A 25138-nucleotide genomic window follows, 5' to 3' on the forward strand; every position below is an offset into this window, starting at 1 on the left:
GCCTAGGTTGGGGAAAAGCAGGACGACGCGGCCGATCGGCCGCTCCGGCGTGGACTCTGGCACCATGACGCCCCACCATTATGAGGCGAGTCGGCCGGGCGAGTGCAGGATGCCTCCGGTGCCGGTGACCGCTCCATCTCATCTGCAAGAGGCCGTCACGCGACCATGCCGAGCGCCGGATTTGTCCACCTTCACGTTCACTCGGCCTATTCGCTGCTCAAGGGCTCGATCAAGATCGCCAAGCTCGCCGAGCTAGCGAAGAAAGACCATCAGCCGGCGCTGGCGTTGACCGACACCGACAACATGTTCGGTGCGCTGGAGTTCTCCGACAAGATGGCGGGCTCCGGTATCCAGCCGATCGTGGGCTGCGAGATCGCGATCGAGTTCGGCGACCAGGATCCCAATGCGCGCAACGTGCTGCTGCCCTCGCGCGTGGTGCTGCTGGCCGCGCAGGAGCGCGGCTATCGCAGCCTGATGCGGCTGAACTCGCGCGCGTTCCTGGAGACGCCCGACACTCATGCTCCCCACATCAAGTTCGACTGGCTCGAAGGCGAGACCGAAGGTCTGATCGCGCTGACGGGCGGTCCGGACGGACCGATCTCGCTGGCGCTTGCCGGCGGTTATACCGAGCTCGCGGCGGCGCGCTGCGAGCGTCTGGCCAGCCTGTTCGGAGACCGTCTCTACATCGAATTGCAGCGCCACAACATCGAGAAGGAGCGGCGGGTCGAAAGCAGCCTGATTGACATCGCCTACACCAAGGGCCTGCCGCTGGTTGCGACCAACGAGCCGTATTTCGCCACGACCGACGATTATGAAGCCCATGACGCGCTGCTCTGCATCGCCGGCGGGCGGCTGATCGCGGAGACCGAGCGCGAGCAGCTCACGCCCGATCACCGCTTCAAGACCCGCGCCGAGATGGCGGTGCTGTTCGCCGACATTCCGGAGGCGCTGGCCTCGACGGTGGAGATCGCCGAGCGCTGCTCGTTCCGGCCGATGACGCGCAAGCCGATCCTGCCGTTCTTCACGGTCGGCGCTGCCGCAAGCTCCGATGCCGCCGCAGTCGAGGCGGCCGAATTGAAGCGGCAGGCGGAGGAGGGGCTCGCCAACCGCCTGCGCGTGCACGGCCTCTCGCAAGGCACGACGGAAGAAGATTACAACGCGCGGCTTGCGTTCGAGCTCGACGTCATCATGCGCATGAAATACGCGGGCTACTTTCTGATCGTCTCCGACTTCATCAAATGGGCAAAGGGCCAGGGCATCCCGGTCGGGCCGGGCCGCGGCTCCGGCGCAGGCTCGCTGGTGGCGTGGGCGCTGACCATCACCGACCTCGACCCGATCAAGTTCGGCCTGCTGTTCGAGCGCTTCCTCAATCCGGAACGCGTCTCGATGCCGGACTTCGACATCGACTTCTGCCAGGATCGCCGCGGCGAGGTGATCAGGTACGTCCAGGAGCGCTACGGTCGCGACCAGGTCGCGCAGATCATCACCTTCGGGACGCTGCAGGCGCGCGGCGTGCTGCGCGACGTCGGCCGCGTGCTGCAGATGCCCTATGGCCAGGTCGACAAGCTCACAAAACTCGTGCCGCAGAATCCGGCCGCGCCGGTGACGCTGGCCGCCGCGATCGAGAGCGAGCCAAAACTCCAGGCGTTCCGCGACGAGGATCCGGTGGTGGCGCGCGCCTTCGACATCGCGCAGCGCCTCGAAGGCCTGACCCGTCACGCCTCGACGCATGCGGCCGGCATCGTGATCGGCGATCGGCCGCTGAGCGAACTCGTGCCGATGTATCGCGATCCCAAATCCGACATGCCGGTGACCCAGTTCAACATGAAATGGGTCGAGCCCGCGGGCCTCGTGAAGTTCGACTTCCTCGGCCTGAAAACGCTGACCGTACTCGACGTCGCGTGCAAACTGCTCAAGCCGCGCAACATCCACGTCGATCTCGCGACGCTGCCGATCGACGATGCCGAAAGCTACCAGATGCTGGCGCGCGGCGAGGTGGTCGGCGTGTTCCAGGTTGAAAGCCAGGGCATGCGGCGCGCGCTGGTCGACATGCGCCCCGACCGTTTCGAGGACATCATCGCGCTGGTCGCGCTCTATCGACCGGGTCCGATGGCGAACATCCCGACCTATTGCGCGCGCAAGCACGGCGACGAGGAGCCGGAATATCTCCACCCCGTGCTGGAGCCGATTCTCAAGGAGACCTTCGGCGTCATCATCTACCAGGAACAGGTGATGCAGATCGCGCAGGTGATGTCGGGCTATTCGCTTGGCGACGCCGACCTGCTGCGCCGCGCCATGGGCAAGAAGATCCGCGCCGAGATGGAGAAGCAGCGCGAGATCTTCGTCGCAGGCGCAGTGAAGAACGGCGTGCCGAAGGGGCAGGCCGATACCATCTTCGAGCTGCTGGCGAAATTCGCCGACTACGGCTTCAACAAGAGCCACGCGGCGGCCTATGCGCTGGTGTCCTACCACACCGCCTACATGAAGGCGCATTACCCGGTGGAGTTCATCGCCGCGTCGATGACGCTTGATCTCAACAATACCGACAAGCTGTCCGAATTCCGCGCCGAGGCGCAGCGCCTCGGCATCAAGGTCGAGCCGCCCAATGTCAACCGTTCCGGCGCGACTTTCGAGGTCGGCGACAAGACCATCTACTACGCGCTCGCGGCGCTGAAGGGCGTCGGTATTGCGGCCGTCGAGCAGATCATCGCGGAGCGGACCAAAAACGGCTTGTTCACCTCGCTCGCCGACTTTGCCGCGCGGGTGTCGCCGCGCGCGATCAACAAGCGCATCATCGAAAGCCTCGCCGCCGCGGGCGCCTTCGACACGCTGGAGCCGAACAGGGCGCGGGTCTTCGCCGGCGCCGACTCGATTCTCGCCGCGTGCCAGCGGGCGAACGAAGCTGCAACCATCGGCCAGAACGACATGTTCGGCAGCTCGGCCGACGCGCCGACCATCATGCTGCCGCAGATCGAGCCCTGGTTGCCGGCCGAGCGGCTGCGCCGCGAATATGACGCGATCGGCTTCTTCCTGTCGGGACATCCGCTCGACGATTACGCCACCGTGCTGAAGCGGCTGCGCGTGCAGTCCTGGGCCGAGTTCTCCCGCGCGGTGAAGACCGGCGCCACCGCCGGCAAGGTCGCGGCCACCGTGGTGTCGCGCATGGAGCGGCGGACCAAGACCGGCAACAAGATGGGCATCATGGGGCTCTCTGATCCCACGGGTCACTTTGAGGCGGTGCTGTTCTCCGAAGGCCTCGCGCAATATCGCGACGTCCTGGAACCGGGCGCCGCGGTGCTGCTCCAGCTCGGCGCCGAGCTCCAGGGCGAGGACGTCCGCGCGCGCGTGCTGCACGCCGAGCCGCTGGACGAGGCCGCGGCCAAGACGCAGAAGGGCCTGCGCATCTTCGTGCGCGACACCAAGCCGCTGGAATCGATCGCCAAGCGTCTCGCCGGCCCCGACATGGCGAACGGCGCCGCGCCGAAGGTCGGCAGTCCGGGCATCGCACCCCGCTCCAACGGCGACGGCGAGGTCTCGCTGGTCATGATGCTCGACCTCGAAACCGAGGTCGAGTTGAAGCTGCCCGGCCGCTTCAAGGTCTCGCCGCAGATCGCCGGCGCCATCAAGGCGGTCGCCGGTGTGGTGGACGTGCAGCAGCTCTAGCAACGCGCACGGTGTTGCAGGCGGCTGCATGTCTTGCGCGGGACATGCGGCGGCCCTGTTGCAACCTTTCGCTGTTTTCGGTTAGCATGCACTCGGGGAAAATCTGAGGGCGTGATGCTATTGCGTGGGCTGGTATTGCTCGTGGCTGCGGCACTGCTGTGCGGCTGTGAGACGGCGAGGAGCGGGCTCGGATATTCGGAGACGGTACGAAAGCTGGGTCCGCCGAAAGCCGGGCAGGCCCGTGTCGTCGTGTTTCGCGAGAAAGGCTTCGGCGGCATCGGCGATCCGGACTGGGAATTTTCCCTCGACGGTACGCCGATCAAGGGCCTGAAGACCGGGACATATGTCTATGTCGATCGCCCGGCAGGCCAGCACCAGTTCGTAGCAGAGGAGGCGGCGCTCGGCGTCACGCGCGTGGACTTTTCGGCTCAGTCCGGCCAGACCGTGTTCTTCGTAGCGCGCTTCAGTCAGCGCAAGAGCGCCATGATCGCGAATGCGAGCACGGGGGTGCTGGGCTGGGGTCTCACCCTTGCGATGACGTCCGGCTATAAAAATCAGGGGCCGCTGGATTTCCTGCCCTTGGATGAATCGGCCGCCAGTACGACGATCGCAGAGCTTCGGTTGGCAGAATAGCCTCCGCGCGAAATTCGAGCTCCGCCCGCACCGTCATTTGTGGTGTCGTCACAGCGTTGCGGCTATGATCGCCGTGAGGCCGTTCGTCCATCGCGCCGGGAGGGAACGTGACATGTGCGACAAGTGCAATGAATCCCCACATGAGAGGATCGCGCCGTCGCGACGATCCGCGATGTTGTTGGGTGCCTCGGCGCTCGGCCTCGCCCTGACCGGCAGAGCCTTCGCCAAAGAGAGCAAGGCGCCGCCCAAGCCGCAGAACGTGCTGTCGCCCGACGCATCATTGAAGCGCCTGACGGAAGGCAATGCCCGCTATGTCGACGGCGTGTCGCGGCGGCACGATTTCAAGCACGAGCGCGAGGCGTTGGTCGGCGGACAGAATCCGTTCGCGGCCGTACTGAGCTGTGCCGATTCGCGCATCGCGCCGGAATATGCCTTCGACACTGGCCGCGGCGATCTGTTCGTTTGCCGCGTCGCCGGAAATTTTGCCGGCACCGAAACCATCGCCAGCATGGAATACGCGGTGGCCGTGCTGAATGCGCCGCTGATCCTCGTGCTCGGCCATGACGCTTGCGGCGCGGTCGATGCGACGCTGAAGGCGATCAAGGACAACAAGCCGCCGCCGGGCCATATTCCATCGCTGGTCGATGCGATCACGCCTGCAGCGAAGGCTGCGATGCAGCAGGGTGGGGACGTCCTCGACAAGGCGATCCGGCAGAACGTCATCGACAACGTCGCGAAGCTGAAGTCGGCAGCGCCGATCCTCAATGCGGCCGTGGAGCAGGGCAAGCTGAAGGTCGTCGGCGGCATCTATCGGCTCACGACGGGAACGGTCGACCTGATCGCGCAGGTCTGACGAGACGAACCGGCTCGCGCCGGTTCGTTGTCGCGAGGCTGACGCAGGCGCCCTGGCGTTGGTGCCGGGCGCCATGCCGCCGCCTCAATCCAAGCCTTCGTTATTTGGAAGCCTTTCGTTCAAGTGTCATTCAGCTCGCCACGCGTCTGATGCGTGGCGGCATCTCAACAACAAAAACGGGCAAGCAAGTCATGCGTGGGACGCTCCGAGCCTTCATTTGCCTTCTCCTGCCAATCGCGGTCCTTGCCGCGGGCGCGCCGGATCCGGCGCGTGCACAGCAGCAGGAAAAGCGTATGGCGCTCGTGGTCGGCAACGGCGCCTATGCCAAGTCGCCGCTGGCGACGACGGCAAACGATGCCGGCCTGATCGCGCAGACGCTGCAGGCGGCGGGCTTCGACGTCGTCGGCGCCCGCGATCTCGACGGCGACACGCTGCGCAAGAGCTTTCGCGATTTCATCCAGAAGGCGCAGGCCTCCGGACCGGGCACCGTCGCGATGGTCTACCTCGCCGGCTATGGCGTGCAACTTGCCGGTGAGAACTACTTCATCCCGGTCGATTCCAACATCACCCGCGACACCGACATTCCGACCGAAGGCCTGCGCATCGGCGACTATCTCCGCCAGCTCGCCTCCGTTCCGCTCAAGGCCAACATCGTCGTGCTCGACGCTGCGCGGGCGCAGCCCTTCGTGGAGGGCGGCCAGCAGATCGCGAGCGGACTTGCGCTGGTCGAGCCCGACGCCAACATGCTGATCGCGTTCAACGCCGCGCCCGGCACGGTGGCGCCCGAGGAGCCTGGACCTTACGGCATCTATGCGCAGTCGCTGGCGGAGATGATCCGCACCGGCGGCCTACCGCTGCCTGAGGTGTTCGACCGCGTTCGCCTGCGCGTCAACGAGGCCAGCAAGGGCGCGCAAGTGCCCTGGAACGAGCAGAAGATATCGGCGCAATTCTCGTTCTTCGAGCGCGGACCTGACGCGCCGCCGCCTGAGGCCGCACCCGACCAAGTCGCCGCGATGCGCAACAAGCCGATCCGCGATCTCGGCGTGCAGGATGCCTATGCCGCCGCGCTCACGCGCGACACGCTGCCGGCCTACGAAGAGTTTCTCTCCGCCTATCCCGGCGACCCGCTGTCGAAGCGCGTGATGGTGATCGTCGCGGCGCGCCGCGAGGCCATCACCTGGCGGCGGACCTATCGGACCGACACGCCGGAGGCCTATTGGTCGTATCTGCGTCGCTATCCGCGCGGTCCGCATGCGGCGGATGCGCGCCGGCGCTTGGCGATTCTCACCGCGCCGGCCGAGCCGCCGCCGAGCTTCGCGATGATCGACTACGACGTGCCGCCACCGTCGCCGGAGGAGGTGGTCTATGTCGAGCGTCCCGTGCTGTATTTCAGCGATCCGGATTTTGGCTTTGCGCCGCCACCGCCGCCGCCGGTCTATTATCTGCCACCGCCGCCGCCGGATTTCGTCGTGCTGTCGCCGCCGATGCCGGTGGTCGGCCTGTTCGTGCTGCCGCAGCCGATGTTCGTGCCAATTCCTGTGTTCGTCAGGCCGCCGGTCTATGTCGCACCGCCCCCGAACAACATCATCTATCAGAACATCCATAACAGGACGGTCATCAACACGGTGATCAACCAGCCGCCGGCACCGCCGGCGGGTGCGGGTGCCGGAGCGGGCAATCTCGCGCCAGCCATTGCCGGGCGCACCAATCCGGCTGGTCCCGCCATGCCGCAGGCGGTCGTGCAGCGCGCCGCCCTGATTCAGCAGGGCAAGGCGCCGATGCCGCCGAGCGCGACGATGCAGCCGACGGCGAGGCCAGGAATGCCTCCGGCCAGGCCGGCCAATGCCGCACCGACCGGTACGCCACCTACGACTCCACCTGCCAGTCCGCTTGCCACGCCACCGGCCAAGCTGCCCCAAGCCAACACCCTGCCGGTTCCCGGCACCCATGGCGGTCCACCTGTACCGCCAGCGGGAGCCGGGCCACTGCCGGGCGGCAGACCCGGGCTGCCCACGGCCACTGCTCCCGGCACACCGCCGCCGACCCATCCGGGAGGGCCTGCGGGAGCGCCGACGACTGCTGCTCCCGGCACCACGCCGCCGGGTCATCCCGGTGCGCCGACCGCCGCCGCGCCGGCGACTGCGCCCACGGCGACAAACCCGGCCGCTGTGCCCGGCCAACCGCCGAAGCCGCCGGTGGCCCAGGCCCCGCCCGGGACCGGGACCGGGCCTGGGGACCATGGCAAGTCCGCGACCCGCGAGCCGGCTGGTTCGCCGCCTGCTGCCCGCACGCCTCCTGGCGCAGTTGGACGACCGGTCACGCCGCCGCCCTCGGCGGCGCGGGAGCCGATCAGGCCGCAGCATCAGCCGACCGCAGCTCCCGCCCAGGCTGCCCGGCCGTCGGCGCCACCACCGCGGCCTCAGGCCGTGGCGCGGCCGGCGCCTCCGCCTCCGCCGCGTGTTGCGCCGCCGCCACCGCCACGGGCGGCTCCACCCGTGGCGGTTGCTCGACCGGCGCCGCCGCCAATGGCGCGGCCCGCGCCGCCGGTCGCCCGGCCGGCGCCACCTCCGCCGCCCCGGACGGCCGTCGCGCCACCGCCGCCGCCGCGCCCGGCAGCACCTCCACCGCGTCCTCCGGCTCCGCCGCCGGCGGCAAAGAAGTGCCCGCCGAACCAGCCCAGATGCTAGGCAGGGGCTAGGCCGGAGCGATCTTTACGGAAGGGGGCTTCTTGCGGGCGAAAGCCGCCCCGAAAGGCCCTTATTTCCTTGCTTCTGGCCGAAATCGCGCTATACACCGCGCCATCTCACACGGAAGCATGGCTCACAAGGCCGTCCGGTGGCAGCCGGGGCGACAACGCTCTGTCCTGCTCACACGCTTCCGGAGGAACCAACCGGAGAATTAGAACGATGGCACTACCCGATTTCACTATGCGTCAGCTCCTCGAAGCCGGCGTGCACTTTGGTCACCAGTCTCACCGCTGGAATCCGAAAATGGCGCCGTTCATTTTCGGCGCCCGCAACAACATCCACATCGTCGACCTCGCGCAGACCGTGCCGTTGCTGCACAACGCCTTGCAGGCGGTCAGCGACACCGTCGCCAAGGGCGGCCGCATCCTGTTCGTCGGCACCAAGCGCCAGGCGCAGGACGGCGTTGCCGACGCGGCCAAGCGCTGCGCTCAGTACTTCGTCAATTCGCGCTGGCTCGGCGGCACGCTGACCAACTGGAAGACGATCTCGGGCTCGATCAAGCGCCTGCGTCATCTCGACGACGTGCTCGCCGGCGGCGATGCCTCCTCCTACACCAAGAAGGAGCGCCTGACCCTTCAGCGCGAGCGCGACAAGCTCGACCGCTCGCTCGGCGGCATCAAGGACATGGGCGGTCTGCCCGACCTGATCTTCGTGATCGACACCAACAAGGAAGACATCGCGATCCAGGAAGCCCAGCGGCTCAACATTCCGGTCGCGGCGATCGTCGACACCAATTCGGATCCGAAGGGCATCACTTATGTGGTGCCGGGAAATGACGACGCCGGCCGCGCGATTGCGCTCTATTGCGATCTGATCGCGCGCGCAGCGATTGACGGCATTTCACGCGCCCAGGGCGATTCCGGAATCGACGTCGGTGCTTCGGTTCGGCCGGTCGCAGAAGAGCTGCCCGCCACGAGCGGCTTCCAAGGCCTTGCCGGCCCGCGCGGGACGTCCGACGACCTCAAGAAGCTCCCGGGCGTGTCGGGCGCGATCGAGAAGAAGTTCAACGATCTCGGCATCTTCCACTTCTGGCAGCTGGCTGAGCTCGATCACGATACCGCGCACAAGATCGGCGAAGAAGTCGGCCTGCCGAGCCGCGCGGACGCCTGGGTGGCCAAGGCCAAGGCGCTGACCGCGGAAGCGGAATAGTCAAAAAGAGCGATGGGTTGGCCGGACAAGCTCCGGCCACCATTTCAGTTGACGCGAATTCCTGAGATGGACCGCGGCGAGGCGATCTGGCCGCGCCGCGGCAAACCGGCAGGCAAAAAGGATTTTGAACGATGGCAACGATCACAGCTGCGATGGTCAAGGACCTGCGCGAGTCGACCGGCGCAGGCATGATGGACTGCAAGGCCGCGCTGACCGAAAACGACGGCAACATGGAAGCGGCGCAGGATTGGCTGCGCAAGAAGGGCCTGTCGAAGGCCGCCAAGAAGTCGGGCCGCGTCGCCGCCGAGGGTCTGATCGGCGCGCTCACCAAGGGCAACAAGGGCGTCGTGGTCGAAGTCAATTCCGAGACTGACTTCGTCGCGCGCAACGGCCAGTTCCAGGGCCTCGTCAAGATGATCGCCCAGGTCGCATTCAACACCGGCGCCGATGTCGACAAGATCAAGGCCGCCAAGGTCGGCGACGTCACGATCGAAACTGCGATCAATGACGCAATCGCCACCATCGGCGAGAACATGACGCTGCGCCGCGCAGCTTCGCTCGAGGTCAGCCAGGGCGTGGTGTCGAGCTACGTCCATGGCGCGGTGGTCGAGGGCGCCGGCAAGATGGGCGTGATCGTGGCACTGGAATCCCCCGGCAAGGCCGACGAGCTCGCAACGCTTGGCCGCCAGATCGCGATGCATGTCGCGGCCGCCAACCCCCTGGCGCTGGATCCGTCCGGTCTCGATCCGGCGGTCGTCAAGCGCGAGAAGGACGTGCTCGCCGACAAATATCGCCAGCAGGGCAAGCCCGAGAACGTGATCGAGAAGATCGTCGAGTCCGGCCTGAAGACCTATTACAAGGAAGTTTGCCTGCTCGAGCAGGCCTTCATCCACGACACCGGGAAGTCGGTGGCGCAGGCGGTGAAGGAAGCCGAAGGCAAGGTCGGCGGCGCGGTGAAAATCGCGGGCTTTGTGCGCTATGCTCTCGGTGAGGGAATCGAGAAGCAGGAAAGCGACTTCGCGGCCGAGGTCGCGGCGGCCAGCGGCAAGAAGTAAGCGCCGGAACGTTCCTTCCGGCGTGCCGCCGGAAGCGGCGCCCGGACAAGGAAAGTGCTCATGACTGATCCGGTCTATCGTCGCGTCGTGATCAAGCTGTCCGGCGAATATCTCGCGGGACCGCAGGGTTTTGGCATCGATCAACCGACCATCGACCGGGTCGCCGACGATCTGATCGCCGCTCGCCACCTCGGCACCGAAGTCGCCGTCGTCATCGGCGGGGGCAATCTCTTTCGCGGCGTCGAGGTCTCCTCGCGCGGCGTGTCGCGCCCGACCGGTGACACCATGGGCATGCTCGCGACGATGATGAACTGCCTCGCGCTCGAGGCCACGATCGAGCGCAAGGGCACGCCTGCGCGCACGCTGTCGGCCTTCGTCATGCCCGAGATTTCCGAGCTGTTCACCCGCACCGCGGCACATAAATACCTCGCCGAGGGCCGGATCGTGCTGCTCGGCGGCGGAACCGGTAATCCGTTCTTCACCACGGACACGACCGCGGTGCTGCGCGCAGCCGAGATCGGCGCCCAGGCGGTTCTGAAGGCGACCAATGTCGACGGTGTCTACTCGGCCGACCCGAAGAAAGACCCGACGGCGACGCGATTCGACCGTCTGACGCATTCGCAGGCGATCGAGGGCGGCTACAAGGTGATGGATGCGACCGCCTTCGCGCTTGCCCGCGAGACGTCGCTGCCTATCATCGTGTTCTCGATCGCGGAGCCGGGCTCGATCGGCGCTGTACTGCGTGGCGGCGGCCACGGAACCATTGTCGCCGGCTGACGGCTTGTCGTTGCACCCTGAGAGAAGGTGCGGAGAGGTCGCCGGGATTTTGAAGGAGAAACGGGATGGCCACGGACAATTTCGATCTCAACGAAGTCAAGCGCCGCATGCAGGGCGCGATCCAGTCGCTCAAGCACGAGCTTGGCGGCCTGCGCACCGGTCGCGCCTCCGCCTCGATGCTCGATCCGGTGCAGGTCGACGCCTATGGCAGCCACATGCCGCTGAACCAGCTCGCCACCGTCAGCGTGCCGGAGCCGCGCCTGATTTCGGTGCAGGTCTGGGACAAGTCGATGGTCAAGGCGGTGGAGAAGGCGATCGTCGATTCCAATCTCGGCCTGTCGCCGGCGACTGAAGGCCAGGTTCTGCGCCTGCGCATCCCCGAACTCAATGAGGAGCGTCGCAAGGAGCTCGTCAAGGTCGCGCACAAATACGCGGAAGCCGCCAAGGTCGCCGCGCGCCACGTCCGCCGCGACGGTCTCGACGTTCTCAAGAAGCTCGAGAAGAATCACGAGATGTCCGAGGACGATCAGAAGCGCCACGCCGACGAGGTGCAGAAGGCGACCGACGGCACGATCTCCGAGATCGACCAGTTGCTGGCCGCCAAGGAAAAAGAAATCCTCACCGTCTAAGCAGGATGGATCGCGCTCTAGGTTATGTTCGCGCATGATCTTTACGGAAAACCGCTTCGCACTTTGCGCTAACGCGGCCCTTCGGGTCCGGATCATGCTTTAAGGCAGCCTCATGTCCAACGCCGCCGCGCCCGCAACGGAAGGACCAGATCGGTCCGATGCGCCTGCGCATGTCGCCATCATCATGGATGGCAACGGACGTTGGGCGGCCGCGCGCGGCTTGCCACGGGCGGAGGGCCATCGCCGCGGCGTGGAGGCCCTGCGTCGCGTGGTTCGGGCGTCGCATGAGCTTGGCATCCGCTATCTCACCATCTTCTCCTTCAGCTCGGAAAACTGGTCGCGTCCGGCGAGCGAGATCGGCGATCTGTTCGGCCTGTTGCGCCGCTTCATCCGCAACGATCTGGCGAGCCTGCATCGCGACGGCGTCAAGGTACGCATAATCGGCGAGCGGGACGGGCTGGAGGGCGACATCTGCGCACTTCTCAATGAGGCGGAGGAACTGACGCGCGATAACACGCGCCTCACGCTCGTCGTCGCCTTCAATTACGGCTCCCGGCAGGAGATCGCGAAGGCGGCGCAGAAGCTCGCGCGGGAAGTCGCCGAGGGCCGGCGCAGTCCCGACACGATCGATGCCGAGACACTGGGGGCGCATCTCGACGCGCCCGACATTCCCGATCCCGATCTCATCATCCGCACCAGTGGCGAGCAGCGCCTGTCCAACTTCCTGATGTGGCAGGCCGCCTATAGCGAGCTTGTCTTCGTGCCGATTCACTGGCCCGATTTCGACAAGGCGGCGCTGGAAGGCGCAATCGCCGAATTCGCCAGGCGCGAGCGCCGTTTCGGCGGCCTGGTCGCGAAAACCGCCTCGTGAGCGAGCCCAACTCCGCACCGGCCGGCTCTCAGCCTGCCCCGAGCAATCTCGTGATGCGAATCCTCGCGGCGCTGGTGCTGGCGCCGCTCGCCATTGCGCTCGCTTATGCCGGCGGCTGGCTGTGGGCGCTTCTCGTCACCCTGGTGTCGATCGGACTGTTCGCGGAATGGCTGATGGTGGTTGGCGCAGGCTCGACCGCGCTGACCGGGGCGGGGACGATCGTCATCGCCACGATGGGCTTGTGCGTTGCCTTCGGCGCGCTGAAGACCGCAATCATCACCGGCCTGATTGGCGGGGCGGTCGTGACGGTGATCGCGCGGGGCAAGTTCGTCTGGGCGGCCTCCGGATTTGCCTATGCGTCGGCGGCGCTACTCGCCTCGATCCTGCTGCGGAAGGATCTCGTGAACGGCTGCGCCGCGCTGATGTTCGTGCTGCTCGTGGTGTGGGCGACCGATATCGGCGGCTATTTCGCCGGCCGCGGCATCGGCGGACCGAAGCTGTGGCCGCGCGTGAGCCCGAAGAAGACCTGGTCAGGGGCGCTCGGCGGCTTTGCCGCGAGCCTTTTGGTCGCGGTCGCCTTTGCCGCTTGCGGGGTTGGAAAGATAGTTCCATTGCTGCTCGTCAGCGCGGTCCTCTCAATCGTGTCGGCCTGCGGCGATCTGTTCGAATCCGCGGTCAAGCGGCGCTTCGATGTCAAGGATTCCAGTCACTTAATTCCGGGCCATGGCGGGCTATTGGACCGTCTGGACGGTTTTGTCGCCGCCATCCTGGTGGCATGGATTATCGGCTTCCTCCGCCATGGTGTGCATAGCGCCGGAAGCGGTCTTATGGTTTGGTGAAGATATGAGCGCGGTTCCATTGCGTAACAACAAGGCTGCGGCATCGAGCGTCCGCAGCGTCACGGTTCTCGGCGCCACCGGCTCGATCGGCGACAGCACGATGGATCTGCTGCGCGCCTCTCCCGAGCGCTACCGTGTCGAGGCGCTGACGGCGAACAGCAATGTCGAGGCGCTGGCAAAGCTCGCGAAGGAGTTTTCCGCGCGCTTCGTTGCGATCGCCGACACCTCCAAGTTTGCCGAACTCAAGGCTGCGCTCGCGGGCACCGGCACCGAATGCGGCGCCGGTGAAAGCGCGGTGATCGAGGCCGGCGCGCGTCCGGCCGATTGGGTGATGGCCGCCGTGAGTGGCGCGGCCGGGCTGAAGCCGGCACTGGCGGCGGTCGATCGCGGCGCGCATGTCGCGCTCGCCAACAAGGAATGTCTCGTCTGCGCTGGTGATTTCTTCATGCAGCGCGCGGCGAAAGCGGGCGCCTGCATCCTGCCTGCGGATTCCGAGCACAATGCGCTGTTCCAGGCGCTCGCCTCGGGCAATCGCGACGAGCTCGTCCGTGTCATCATCACGGCCTCCGGCGGCCCCTTCCGCACCTGGAAGCCTGCCGACATCGAGCAGGCGACACTCGCGCAAGCCCTGAAGCATCCGAACTGGAGCATGGGCCAGAAGATCACGATCGATTCCGCCTCGATGATGAACAAGGGGCTCGAGGTGATCGAGGCCTCCTATCTGTTCGCGCTCTCGCCCGACGAGATCGACGTCCTCGTTCATCCGCAGTCGATCATCCACGGCATGGTTGAGTTCTCCGATCGCTCGGTCGTGGCCCAGCTCGGCTCACCCGACATGCGCACGCCGATCGCGCATTGCCTCGGCTGGCCCGACCGTATCAAGGGTCCGGCCGCCAAGCTCGATCTGGCCAAGATCGGCCAGTTGACCTTCGAGGCGCCAGATTTCGAGCGCTTCCCCGGGCTGCGCCTGGCCTTCGATTCTCTCCGGACCGGGAAGGGGGCGACCACGGTCTACAACGCCGCCAACGAGGTCGCGGTCGCCGCCTTCATCGCCGGCAAGATCCGGTTCGGGGCGATTGCCAGGCTGGTGGAGGAGACGCTGGATGACTGGGTCCGCAGCGGGAACCAGGCGCCGCTGACGTCAGCAGACGATGCAATCGCTGTTGACCATGTTGCGCGAAATAGGGCTGCCGCCCTATTGCCTCAAATTGCCTTAAAGGCATCCTAGATGGTTCGGGGCCAGGGCCTTGCGGCACTGGATGAGGGAATTCGATGATCGACTTTTTCGTCCATAGTTTCAATACGTTGAGCCATGGGCTCCTTGGCTACGCGGTTCCCTTCCTGTTCGTCCTGACCATCGTCGTGTTCTTCCATGAGCTCGGCCATTTCCTGGTCGCGCGCTGGGCAGGCGTTCGCGTGTTAACTTTTTCGCTCGGTTTCGGACCTGAGCTGGTCGGTTTCAACGACCGCCATGGCACCCGGTGGAAGATCTCGGCGATCCCGCTCGGCGGCTACGTCAAGTTCTTCGGCGACGAGAGCGAGGCTTCGACGCCGTCGTCCGAGAAGCTTGCGGCCATGACGGCCGAGGAGCGCGCCGGCAGCTTCCATCACAAGAAGGTCGGCCCGCGCGCCGCCATCGTTGCCGCCGGACCGATCGCCAATTTCATCCTGGGCGCGCTGATCTTCGCTGGCATGGCGCTGTATTACGGCAAGCCGAGCACGATTGCGCGCGTCGACGGTGTCGTCGCCGATGGCGCTGCGGCGGCAGCCGGCTTCAAGATCGGCGACGTCGTCGTCCAGATCGACGGCAAGCCGATCGAAAGCTTTGCCGACATGCAGCGCATGGTTGCGATGAATGCTGGTTCGCCGCTTGCCTTCCAGGTCAAGCGCGACGGTTCCATCGTGTCGCTGACCGCGACGCCGGCGCTGCTCGAGCGCAAGGATCCCTTCGGCAACAGCCACCGTCTCGGCGTGCTCGGCGTCGAACACAAGTCTCAGGCCGGGGAGGCCTCGACGTCGCCGGTCGGCGTCGGCGAAGCGCTCAAGATCGGGGTGGAGCAGGTCTGGTTCATCATCACCAGCACCTTCAAGTTCCTGGGCTCGTTGTTCGTCGGGAACGGCAATCCGAACGAGGTCAGCGGCGTGCTCGGCATTGCCAAGATGTCAGGGCAGGCGGCCAGCGCCGGGTTCCAGTTCGTGATCAACCTCTGCGCGGTGCTGTCGGTGTCGATCGGCCTGCTGAATCTGTTCCCGATCCCACTGCTCGATGGCGGTCACCTTATGTTCTATGCGGCGGAGGTCGCCCGTGGTCGGCCCCTGTCCGAGCGCACCCAGGAGATGGGGTTCCGAATCGGGCTTGGCTTGGTGCTGATGTTGATGGTGTTTGCGACCTATAACGACATCCTGCGAATGGCCGCATCCTGATAGGGGCTTTTTTGTGGCGTTGCCCGGGCGTTGCTCTTGGGCAACGTCTTGGAATGAAAATGAAATTACGGCGCGCTCGACCGTTTGCGGCGTCGGTGAAATTGTCTACAAGCGGCTTGAACTTGGGGAATCTCCAGACCGGCGTTGGGGTTGGGTCTGGTACGGAATGATAAGGGCGCGTTGCGCAATGAAGTTTGGACTGCGACTCCGGGGGGGCTTGCTCGCAACCCTGATCATGTTCGGCGCGCCGGTGCTTGCCCCGGTTGGGGCTGCCTTTGTGTCTTCGTCTGCGCTTGCTCAGACCGTGCAGTCGATTTCCGTCGAAGGAAATCGCCGGGTCGAGGTGGAGACGATCCGCTCCTACTTCAAGCCGGGTCCCGGCGGTCGCCTGGATCAGGGTGCCATCGACGACGGCCTCAAGGCGTTGATCGAGACCGGCCTGTTCCAGGACGTCAGGATCAACCGCGGGGCCGGTGGCCAGATCGTCGTCTCCGTGGTGGAAAACCCGGTGATCGGCCGCATTGCCTTCGAGGGCAACAAGAAGATCAAGGACGAGCAGCTCACCGGTGAAGTCCAGTCCAAGGCGCGCGGCACTTTCTCCCGCGCCATGGTGCAGTCCGACACCCTGCGAATCGCAGAAATCTATCGCCGCTCCGGCCGTTACGACGTTCGCGTCACGCCTGAAATCATCGAGCAGCCGAACAACCGCGTCGATCTCGTCTTCACGGTCGAGGAGGGCGCCAAGACCGGCGTCAAGTCGATCGAGTTCGTCGGCAACAACGCGTACTCGTCCTACCGCCTGCGCGACGTCATCAAGACGCACGAATCCAACCTGCTGAGCTTCCTCGCCAGCAGCGACATCTACGATCCCGATCGGGTCGAGGCCGACCGCGACCTGATCCGCCGCTTCTATCTCAAGAACGGTTTCGCCGACGTCCAGGTCGTCGCCGCGCTCACCGAATACGATCCGGAGAAGAAGGGTTTCAACGTTACCTTCAAGATCGAGGAGGGCTCGCAATACCGGGTCGGCTCGATCGACTTCCGCTCCAGCATTCCCAACTTCGATCCCACCTCGATGCGCAACTATTCGCGCGTCAATGTCGGCTCGCTCTACAACGTCGAATCGGTCGAGAAGTCGGTCGAGGAGATGCAGATCGAGGCCTCGCGTCGCGGTTACGCCTTCGCCGTGGTCCGTCCCGGCGGCGACCGCAATTTCGAGGCGCACACCGTGTCGGTCGTGTTCAACATCGACGAGGGTCCGCGCACCTATATCGAGCGCATCAACCTTCGCGGCAACACCCGCACGCGCGACTACGTGATTCGTCGCGAGTTCGACGTCTCCGAGGGCGATGCCTACAACCGCGCGCTGGTCGACCGTGCCGAGCGCCGCTTGAAGAACCTCGACTATTTCAAGAGCGTGAAGATCACGACGGAGCCCGGCTCGTCGAGCGACCGCGTGATCCTGCTCGTGGACATGGAAGAGAAATCGACCGGCGACTTCTCGGTCTCGGGTGGTTATTCCACCACCGACGGCGCGCTGGCCGAAGTCTCGGTTTCCGAACGCAATTTGCTCGGCCGCGGCCTGTTCGCCAAGGCGGCGGTGACCTACGGCCAGTATGCCCGCGGCTACTCGCTGTCGTTCGTCGAACCCTATCTGCTCGACTACCGGGTCGCGCTGGGTCTCGACCTCTATCAGCGTGAGCAGAGGTCCAACAGCTACATCTCCTACGGCACCAAGACGCTCGGCTTCTCGCCGCGCCTCGGTTTCTCCCTGCGGGAAGATCTGTCGCTGCAGGTGCGCTACTCGATCTACCGGCAGGAAATCACGCTGCCGTCGTACCTCGCGAACTGTAACAACAACCAGTTCCTTGCCGACGGTGTCACTCCGAATCCGGCATTCAATCCAAGCCCGGCTTTCTCCGCGGCGAGTGGTATTCCTCTGGCTCCCTCGACCAACGGCCTCGGCTGCTACAGCGACGGCGAGGCCTCGCTGCCGGTCCGCAAGGAGCTTGCCAACGGCAAGACCCTGACCTCGGCGCTCGGCTACACGCTGACCTACAACACGCTCGACAACAACAAGAACCCCACCGACGGTCTGCTGGTCGATTTCCGGCAGGACTTCGCCGGCGTCGGCGGCGACGTCTCCTATCTGAAGACTGTGGTTGACGCGAAGTACTACACTCCGCTGGTCTCCGATATCGTCGGTCTCGTTCGCCTCCAGGGCGGCATGCTGAACAAGATGGGCAGCGATCTGCGCATGCTCGATCATTTCCAGATGGGCCCGAACCTCGTCCGCGGCTTTGCCCCGAACGGCATCGGACCGCGCGATTTGAACCCCTTCGGTACGCAGGACGCGCTTGGCGGCACCAAGTATTGGGGTGCTTCGCTCGAATTGCAGATGCCGTTCTGGTTCCTGCCGAAGGAAGTGGGTCTGAAGGGCGCCGTCTACGCCGACGCCGGCGGACTGTTCGACTATCAGGGACCGACGACGTGGTCGGTGACCAACGAACTGACCACGACCAAGAATTCGAGCTGCACGCCGTCGACCGTCAATCCCGCTTCGGCTGGAACCTGCACCGGCCTGGTGTATGACAATGGCAATGCGGTCCGGTCGTCGGTCGGCGTCGGCTTGATCTGGGCCTCGCCGTTCGGTCCGCTGCGCTTCGACTACGCCGTGCCGCTGACCAAGGGCAAGAACGACCGTACGCAGGAGTTCCGGTTCGGCGGCGGCACCTCGTTCTAATTCGAACAGCACGGCACGATCCGGACCACCGGAGCCGGTTTCCGAAAGGGATCGTGCCAATCCAGGAGATGAGGCATGATGCGGCTTGGCCGCTTCATGCCGAAGCCGGACCGCGACGGGGTGGAATGGCGCAGCCGACCTTCTTCACACAGCCGCCCGCCTCAGCGCTGGCTAACATCGCCACGCTGACCAAGGCGGAGTTGGTCGATCCCGCCAGGGGCGGCCAAATCATCAGGGGTCTTGCTTCGCTCGACGAAGCCGGCCCGATGCACCTGACGTTCTTCGACAATCTCAAATATGCCGATGAGCTCAAGGCGACCAAGGCCGGTGCTTGCCTGGTGAGCCCACGCTTCGAGGCGCGGGTGCCCGCGCATGTCGCCGTGCTGCGGGCGCCACAGCCGTTCCGCGCCTTCGTCAGGATCGCGCGGGAGTGGCATGGCGACGCGCTCCGGCCGCAATCCTGGACCGGCAACGACGCCATCGCGCCGTCGGCCATCATCGACCCCACCGCCAGGCTCGAGGACGGCGTGATCGTCGATCCCTTGGCCGTGATCGGCCCTGACGTGGAGATCGGCAGCGGCACGGTGATCGGTGTGGGGGCCGTGATCGGCCCCGGCGTCAAGATCGGCCGGGACTGCAATGTCGGCGCACGCACCGCCATCCAGTGCGCGCTGATCGGCAACGACGTGCTGATCCACCCCGGTTGTTCGATCGGCCAGGACGGCTACGGCTTCATCTTCTTCGGCCCCGAGGGCCATCTGAAGGTGCCCCAGACCGGCCGCGTGCTGATTCAGAACAACGTGGAGGTCGGCGCCGGCACCACCATCGATCGGGGCTCCTTGCGCGACACCGTGATCGGGGAAGGGACCAAAATCGACAATCAGGTCCAGATCGGCCACAATGTGACCATTGGCCGGCACTGCCTGCTGGCAGCCCAGATCGGCCTTGCCGGCAGCCTCACCCTCGGCGACAACGTGGCGCTGGGAGCGAAGGTGGGCATCAACAATCACGTCAAGATCGGGGATGGAGCTCAGGTGACTGCCATGAGCGGCGTCAAGGACGACGTTCCTCCCAACGGACGTTGGGGTGGTTTTTTCGCCAAGCCGACCAGGCAGTGGTTCAAGGAAATTTTGGCGGTCGAGCGCTTGGCGCGCGACAGCAAGGCCGATCCGAAGCAGGAGGAACGGGAGTGACGGACGAAGCACCGGTCAGGTTCGAGCTTGTGGACATCAACATGATCCTGCAAACGCTCCCGCACCGTTTTCCGATGCTGCTGATCGATCGCGTGATCAACATCCGCACCGATTACAGCGGCATCGGCATCAAGAATGTCACCTTCAACGAACCGCCGTTCCAGGGCCACTTTCCCGATCGCCCGGTCTATCCCGGCGTCATGATGATCGAAGCGATGGCGCAGACCGCGGGTGTGATCGGCATCAAGTCGGTCGAAGGCACCGAGAAGCCGCGCGCGGTCTATTTCCTCACCATCGACAAGTGCAAGTTCCGCAAGCCTGTGCTGCCCGGCGATACCATCGAATACCACATGCGCTCGATCGGCCGCCGCAAGGCCATGTGGTGGTTTCACGGCGACGCCAAGGTCAACGGCCAGGTGGTTGCGGAGGCCGACGTCGGCGCCATGCTGACCGACTGAGCGGGATCAACTTCTCTGGATGCGCTCGCGCGCAGGACACGCGTACCGGCCGCCGCTGACCTCGCGCTTGATGTTCTGGTTGAAGAACTGTCCCATGGACGGTGCGCCCAGCAGGCGCTCGACCGTGTCGACCGGTACGCCGCAATAGCGGTCATACACGCCGCCCACAGCCACGACGAGGGCCTGCTGCGCACGGTCGTAACAGACCCGCTGAAGCACCGTGCTGCGGCTGATGTCGCGGCACTCGAACGTCGCGAGGTCGATGGGGCGGTGTTCGGCGGTCTCGATCGTCTCGGAGACGATCGGCGCCGCGGCGAACTGTGCGAGGAGAAGTGCCAGGGCCCTGACCACGATACCTGAAGCTCCGCGTGAACTTGTTGATGACCCGGGAAGGCTGCCTCATCCGGCACTTGAAACACGGAGAGATCATACGTCACTGGACAGATCGGGCATAGTCGCGCTAACCAGCGGAAAACCGAGCGACTTCAACACCTAATCAGACCTTCTTGATGAGTCAGATTGCTTGATGAGTAAGATTGACCCCACCGCACGGATCGCGGACGGCGCCGTGATCGGCGAGGGCACCGAGATCGGCCCCTTCTGCATCATCGGCCCGCATGTCGCGATCGGCAATAACTGCAAGCTGATCGGACAGGTCACCGTCATCGGCCACACCTCGATCGGAGATGGCTGCGTGATCTCGCCGTTCGCGGTGCTGGGCGGGGCGCCCCAGGATCTCAGCTACAAGGGCGAGCCCACGAAGCTTGAGATCGGCTCGGGCTGCACCATCCGCGAAGGTGCGACCATGAATGTCGGCACCATCAAGGGCGGTGGCCTGACGCGCGTCGGCAACGACGGCTATTTCATGAACAACAGTCATGTCGGGCATGACTGCATGGTCGGCAACAACGTGATCTTCGCAACCTCGGCGACGCTCGGCGGCCATTGCGAGATCGGTGACGCCGTCTATATCGGCGGCCTGTCCGCAGTGCATCAGTTCACCCGCATCGGCCCCTATGTGATGGTTGGCGGTGTCTGCGGCGTGCGCGACGACGTCATCCCGTATGGGCTGGTCAACGGCCAATATGCGGTGCTCGAAGGCCTCAACCTGATCGGCATGAAGCGGCGCAAGTTCACCAAGCAGCGGCTTGTGACCGTGCGCGCGTTCTACCAGAAACTCTTCCGTGGCCCCGCTACCTTTGCCGAACGCCTGGAGGCGGCGCGGCCGCTCGCCGGTGGAGATCCGGCGATCGGCGAAATCCTCGACTTCATCGGCAAGGGCAAGCGCCCGCTCTGTCTTCCCGCCATCGCGAAGTGATGATGGAATGGCCCCGGGCATGACATCGGCGGCTTCGGAAATTTCATCGCCGGTCGGCGTCGTCGCTGGCGGCGGCGCGATGCCGTTCGCGGTTGCCGACTCGCTCGCCGCCCGCGGCATCACGCCGGTGTTGTTTCCGCTTCGGGGAGCCTGCGATCCCGCGCGGGTAGAGAAATTCCGTCATCGCTGGATCTCGGTCGGCCAGCTCGGCCGCGCTATGCGGCTGTTTCGCGAGGAGGGCTGCCGCGACCTGATTTTCATCGGCACGCTGGTGCGACCTTCGCTCTCGGAGGTCCGGGTCGACTTCACGACGCTTCGGCTGCTCGGCAATGTCATCCGCGCCTTCCGCGGCGGCGACGATCATTTGTTGTCCGGCGTCGGGCGCATTCTCGAGCAGGGCGGCTTTCGCATGGTCGGCATCAAGGATGTCGCGCCCGATCTGCTGATGCCCGAGGGCTGCATCAGCCGCGCCTGGCCGAGCGACACCGGCAAGACCGACATCGAGCGCGGACGCGCGGTGCTGACCGCCCTCGGTCCGTTCGACATCGGCCAGGCCGCGGTCGTGATCGACGGCCATGTGGTGGCGGTCGAGGATATCGAGGGCACCGATGCACTGCTCGCGCGCGTGGAACGGCTGCGCGAAGAGGGCCGCATCCGCGCCGCCACCGGGCGGGGCGTGCTGGTGAAGGTCCCAAAGAGCGGGCAGGATCTGCGCTTCGACCTGCCGACGATCGGCCCGCGCACCCTCGAGGGCGTCGCCGCCGCAGGGCTGGCCGGGATCGCCGTCGTTGCCGGCAACACCATCGCCGCCGAGCCGCAGGCAATGATCGCACTCGCCGACGCAAAATATCTCTTCGTCATCGGCCTGCCGGCGTGATGCAGGGTCGCGATCCCAAGCGCAAGATCTTCCTGATCGCCACGGAGGAATCCGGCGACCGGCTCGGCAGCGCCTTGATGAAGGTGCTGCGCCAGCGCCTCGGCGACGGCGTGCAGTTCGTGGGCGTCGGCGGCCACACCATGGCGCGCCAGGGGCTCGAGACGCTGTTTCCGATCGAGCAGCTCTCGATCGTCGGCTTCGCCGCGGTCGTGCAGCAATTGCCGAAGATCCTGCGGCTGATCCGCGAGACCGCGGAGGCAGTGACCGAAGCCGCGCCGGACGCGCTCGTCATCATCGACAGCCCCGATTTCACCCACCGTGTCGCCCGCCGCGTGCGGACGCGCAATCCGGCGATCCCGATCGTCGACTACGTCTCGCCACAGCTCTGGGCCTGGCGGCCGGGACGGGCGCGGACCATGCTCGGCTATGTCGACCATGTGCTCGGCCTGTTGCCATTCGAGCCGGAGGAATACCGCAAGCTCGGCGGGCCGCCATGCAGCTATGTCGGCCATCCCCTGATCGAGCAATTGCCCTCGCTACGGCCGAACGCGGAGGAGCAGGCGCGCCGCGACGGCGAGCCGCCGGTCTTGCTGGTGTTGCCCGGCAGCCGCCGCAGCGAGATCAGGCACCATCTCGACGTGTTCGGCGCGACGCTCGGCCGATTGCAGACCGAAGGCCGCGCGTTCGAGCTGATGCTGCCGACCATGCCGCATCTCGAAACCACCATCCGCGAAGGCATCGCGAACTGGCCGGTCAAGCCTCAAATCGTGGTCGGCGAGAACGAGAAGCGCGCTGCCTTCCGCATCGCGCGCGCGGCACTGGCAAAATCCGGCACGGTGACGCTGGAGCTCGCGCTATCGGGCATTCCGATGGTGACAGCCTATCGCGTCGGCGCGATCGAAGCCTTCATCCTGCGCCGCGCGATCCGCGTCTCCTCGGTGATCCTCGCCAATCTCGTGATCGGCAAGGATTTCATCCCGGAGTTCCTGCAGGAAGACTGCACGCCGGAGAAGCTGGCACCCGCGCTCTCGGAGCTTCTGACCGATTCATCGCTGCGCCGGCAGCAGGTGGAAGCATTCGCCCAGCTCGATGCGATCATGTCGACCGGCAACAGATCGCCGAGCGTGCTCGCAGCTGACATCGTGCTGGCGACGATGCGCAAGGGTAGGCGGGCAGGCTTGGACGTGTACTCATAAACGTTGGCTTACCAGCGCAAAGCGGAAGTCTCCTAACCTTGGGCGTGATCGGCGGTTTGTGACCCAGAGCAGACCTCGCGTCGATTTGCATCTCTCATCGTCTCGGTAAGACTGCCAACATCCTCGGTCCACCAAACAACCACGGCAAACCGGGATGTCAGGTGCATGTCAGGATCTGCGCGCAATATCTTGTGCGCTCGCCTAGGTGCGGCCTCCTGATTGGATTTACCTAAAGGGACGCATGCGTCTTGCTCTAAAAATGTTCAGATTTCTTGTCGCGATCTTGCTTCTTGGGATTTTAGGGTTCGCTGGCTGGCTGACCTTCAGCCCACCCAATGGACTAGTGTCCGCCTCGGCTTATGCGGCAAAAATGGTTTGCTCGAATGTGTTCATTGCCGAACGTGATGCGGATGCGGTGATCAAAACCGACCTCGCGTTAACACATCCACGCATTGTCGAACGTCTGAAGATCAACGTCGACACCGCCAACCAGCGTGTCGAGGCGGCATATCGAGGCCTGTTCGCCAAACGCTACGCCCAATATGAGGAAGGACGTGGTTGTACGCTGGTGTCTAAGGACGAAGTCCCCGACCGTGCCGAGCCGCCCTCACTGCCCGGAAAGCCTAGTGCGCTCTGGCCGGTCGGCGAGAGTGCTCAATTGTCTGACGACAAACACTTACTGGCGACGCTGAACGATCCGGCTCTCCAGGGGCCGGGCATGCGCGCGATCGTCGTGGTCCAGGACGGGCGCATCATCGGAGAAACCTACGGCGAAGGCTTCAACGCTTCGACGCCCCTCCAGGGCTGGTCGATGACGAAGACCGTGAACGCCGCCTTGGCCGGCATGGCGATCAGGGACGGAAAGCTTTCGCTGGACCGAAAAAATCTGTTTCCGCAGTGGACTGGCGACGCGCGCGCGGACATCTCGGTGGCCGATTTGATGGCCATGACAAGCGGATTGAAATGGAGCGAGGACGGTGACTCTCCCGACCCCGACGGGTTAGAAAATCTCGCACATGATGCGGCGGCTTTCGCGCGGGACCGTCCGCTTGTCGCCCCGCCTGGAACGCAGTTCAACTATTCCGGGGGTTCGTCTGTCCTGTTGGCCCGGGTCTGGCAGAACGCGGTTGGAGCGGACGCGCGAGCGTATCCGCAGGAGCGATTGTTCAAGCCTTTGGGCATGACCAGCGCTGTTCTTGAGGCTGACCCTTCAGGCACATTCCTTGGCGAAGCCTTTCTCTTCGCCAATGCGCATGATTGGGCGCGCTTCGGCGAATTCCTGCGCATGAACGGAGAGTGGAACGGTGCTCAGCTTTTGCCGCCGGGCTTTGTCGATTACATGCGCTCGCCTGTGCCAGCGTCCGATGAGGGACATGGCCCGGTCTACGGTCGCGGACAGCTTTGGTTGGGGCCGGGCCAGGGATTCCGACTCCCTACCGACACGTTCATGTTGCAAGGGCACCTGCGCCAGGTGATTGCGATCATCCCCTCGCGTAAACTGGTGATCCTGCGTATGGGTCTCACGCGGGAAGATATCGGGTACAGCGTCGCGAAACTACTGTAGGCGATTGTGGCGGCGCGCCGATCGAATGAATGAGCGATTACTTCCGCTTGTGTGAAGGGTTTCGGATGCCGGCCCCATGACGGTGTTGCCGCGCACACGGGGGCCGGCGTCCGAAAGCCTCCAAAGGAGGAAACCGCGCTGGGGGGACG

20 protein-coding genes are annotated in these 25138 nt (G+C 65.0%); 19 read left to right on the top strand and 1 reads right to left on the bottom strand.

Annotated elements, in window-relative coordinates; translation table 11 throughout:
* Positions 1-165 precede the first annotated feature (165 nt).
* From dnaE to fabZ, 15 genes are all read left to right on the top strand, one after another.
* Entirely contained in the window at positions 166-3663 is a 3498-nt protein-coding gene (gene dnaE / locus IVB50_RS28510; protein ID WP_247298513.1) for a DNA polymerase III subunit alpha, read from the top strand.
* 141 nt (positions 3664-3804) lie between these two features.
* Entirely contained in the window at positions 3805-4296 is a 492-nt protein-coding gene (locus IVB50_RS28515) for a DUF2846 domain-containing protein (RefSeq protein WP_247298516.1), read from the top strand.
* Between the two features lie 112 nt (positions 4297-4408).
* Entirely contained in the window at positions 4409-5149 is a 741-nt protein-coding gene (locus IVB50_RS28520; RefSeq protein WP_247298519.1) for a carbonic anhydrase, read from the top strand.
* Positions 5150-5340: 191 nt separating this feature from the next.
* Positions 5341-7836 carry a caspase domain-containing protein gene (locus IVB50_RS28525; RefSeq protein WP_247298521.1) on the top strand — a complete coding sequence of 832 codons (2496 nt, stop codon included), beginning with the start codon at positions 5341-5343 and terminating at the stop codon, positions 7834-7836.
* Between the two features lie 219 nt (positions 7837-8055).
* Entirely contained in the window at positions 8056-9045 is a 990-nt protein-coding gene (locus IVB50_RS28530) for a 30S ribosomal protein S2 (RefSeq protein WP_007603625.1), read from the top strand.
* Positions 9046-9176: 131 nt separating this feature from the next.
* Positions 9177-10100: a translation elongation factor Ts gene (tsf, locus tag IVB50_RS28535; protein WP_018455041.1), complete on the top strand. Its 924-nt coding sequence runs from the start codon at positions 9177-9179 to the stop codon at positions 10098-10100.
* A 60-nt stretch (positions 10101-10160) separates the two neighbouring features.
* Entirely contained in the window at positions 10161-10877 is a 717-nt protein-coding gene (gene pyrH / locus IVB50_RS28540) for a UMP kinase (RefSeq protein ID WP_018455040.1), read from the top strand.
* Positions 10878-10942: 65 nt separating this feature from the next.
* Positions 10943-11506, top strand: a complete 564-nt coding sequence (gene frr, locus IVB50_RS28545) for a ribosome recycling factor (RefSeq protein WP_007603628.1) — start codon at positions 10943-10945, stop codon at positions 11504-11506.
* A 112-nt stretch (positions 11507-11618) separates the two neighbouring features.
* Positions 11619-12377 (top strand): isoprenyl transferase, encoded by a 759-nt coding sequence (locus IVB50_RS28550; RefSeq protein WP_007610887.1) that lies wholly within the window; start codon positions 11619-11621, stop codon positions 12375-12377.
* On the top strand, positions 12374-13216 hold the full coding sequence (locus tag IVB50_RS28555) for a phosphatidate cytidylyltransferase (RefSeq protein WP_247298523.1): 843 nt from the start codon (positions 12374-12376) through the stop codon (positions 13214-13216). The genes IVB50_RS28550 and IVB50_RS28555 overlap by 4 nt, the downstream gene beginning before the upstream one ends.
* 4 nt (positions 13217-13220) lie before the next feature.
* The gene (gene dxr, locus IVB50_RS28560; protein WP_247298526.1) at positions 13221-14444 is read left to right on the top strand and encodes a 1-deoxy-D-xylulose-5-phosphate reductoisomerase; all 1224 of its coding nucleotides are present in this window, start codon (positions 13221-13223) and stop codon (positions 14442-14444) included.
* Between the two features lie 44 nt (positions 14445-14488).
* Positions 14489-15640 (top strand): RIP metalloprotease RseP, encoded by a 1152-nt coding sequence (rseP, locus tag IVB50_RS28565; protein ID WP_085353280.1) that lies wholly within the window; start codon positions 14489-14491, stop codon positions 15638-15640.
* Between the two features lie 187 nt (positions 15641-15827).
* On the top strand, positions 15828-18383 hold the full coding sequence (gene bamA / locus IVB50_RS28570) for an outer membrane protein assembly factor BamA (protein WP_026232862.1): 2556 nt from the start codon (positions 15828-15830) through the stop codon (positions 18381-18383).
* A 125-nt stretch (positions 18384-18508) separates the two neighbouring features.
* On the top strand, positions 18509-19576 hold the full coding sequence (lpxD, locus tag IVB50_RS28575) for a UDP-3-O-(3-hydroxymyristoyl)glucosamine N-acyltransferase (RefSeq protein WP_247298529.1): 1068 nt from the start codon (positions 18509-18511) through the stop codon (positions 19574-19576).
* Positions 19573-20034 (top strand): 3-hydroxyacyl-ACP dehydratase FabZ, encoded by a 462-nt coding sequence (gene fabZ, locus IVB50_RS28580; RefSeq protein WP_007610868.1) that lies wholly within the window; start codon positions 19573-19575, stop codon positions 20032-20034. Before lpxD ends, fabZ begins: the two co-directional genes overlap by 4 nt.
* A gap of 6 nt (positions 20035-20040) precedes the next feature.
* Here fabZ and IVB50_RS28585 read toward each other — a convergent pair whose 3' ends face one another.
* The gene (locus tag IVB50_RS28585) at positions 20041-20385 is read right to left on the bottom strand and encodes a KTSC domain-containing protein (RefSeq protein ID WP_247298532.1); all 345 of its coding nucleotides are present in this window, start codon (positions 20383-20385) and stop codon (positions 20041-20043) included.
* A 175-nt stretch (positions 20386-20560) separates the two neighbouring features.
* Here IVB50_RS28585 and lpxA point away from each other — a divergent pair, with 175 nt between their 5' ends.
* The 4 genes from lpxA to IVB50_RS28605 all read left to right on the top strand — a co-directional run bounded on the left by lpxA (position 20561) and on the right by IVB50_RS28605 (position 24989).
* Positions 20561-21352, top strand: coding sequence for an acyl-ACP--UDP-N-acetylglucosamine O-acyltransferase (gene lpxA / locus IVB50_RS28590; protein ID WP_247298534.1), 792 nt, complete (start codon positions 20561-20563; stop codon positions 21350-21352).
* Positions 21353-21371: 19 nt separating this feature from the next.
* Positions 21372-22229, top strand: coding sequence for a UDP-2,3-diacylglucosamine diphosphatase LpxI (lpxI, locus tag IVB50_RS28595; RefSeq protein WP_039799320.1), 858 nt, complete (start codon positions 21372-21374; stop codon positions 22227-22229).
* Positions 22226-23425 carry a lipid-A-disaccharide synthase gene (gene lpxB, locus IVB50_RS28600; protein WP_247298536.1) on the top strand — a complete coding sequence of 400 codons (1200 nt, stop codon included), beginning with the start codon at positions 22226-22228 and terminating at the stop codon, positions 23423-23425. Before lpxI ends, lpxB begins: the two co-directional genes overlap by 4 nt.
* A 241-nt stretch (positions 23426-23666) precedes the next feature.
* Positions 23667-24989, top strand: coding sequence for a serine hydrolase (locus tag IVB50_RS28605; RefSeq protein WP_247298539.1), 1323 nt, complete (start codon positions 23667-23669; stop codon positions 24987-24989).
* Positions 24990-25138: the final 149 nt, after the last annotated feature.

This window comes from Bradyrhizobium sp. 87, assembly GCF_023073015.1.
In the GTDB taxonomy this organism is placed as follows: domain Bacteria; phylum Pseudomonadota; class Alphaproteobacteria; order Rhizobiales; family Xanthobacteraceae; genus Bradyrhizobium; species Bradyrhizobium canariense_D.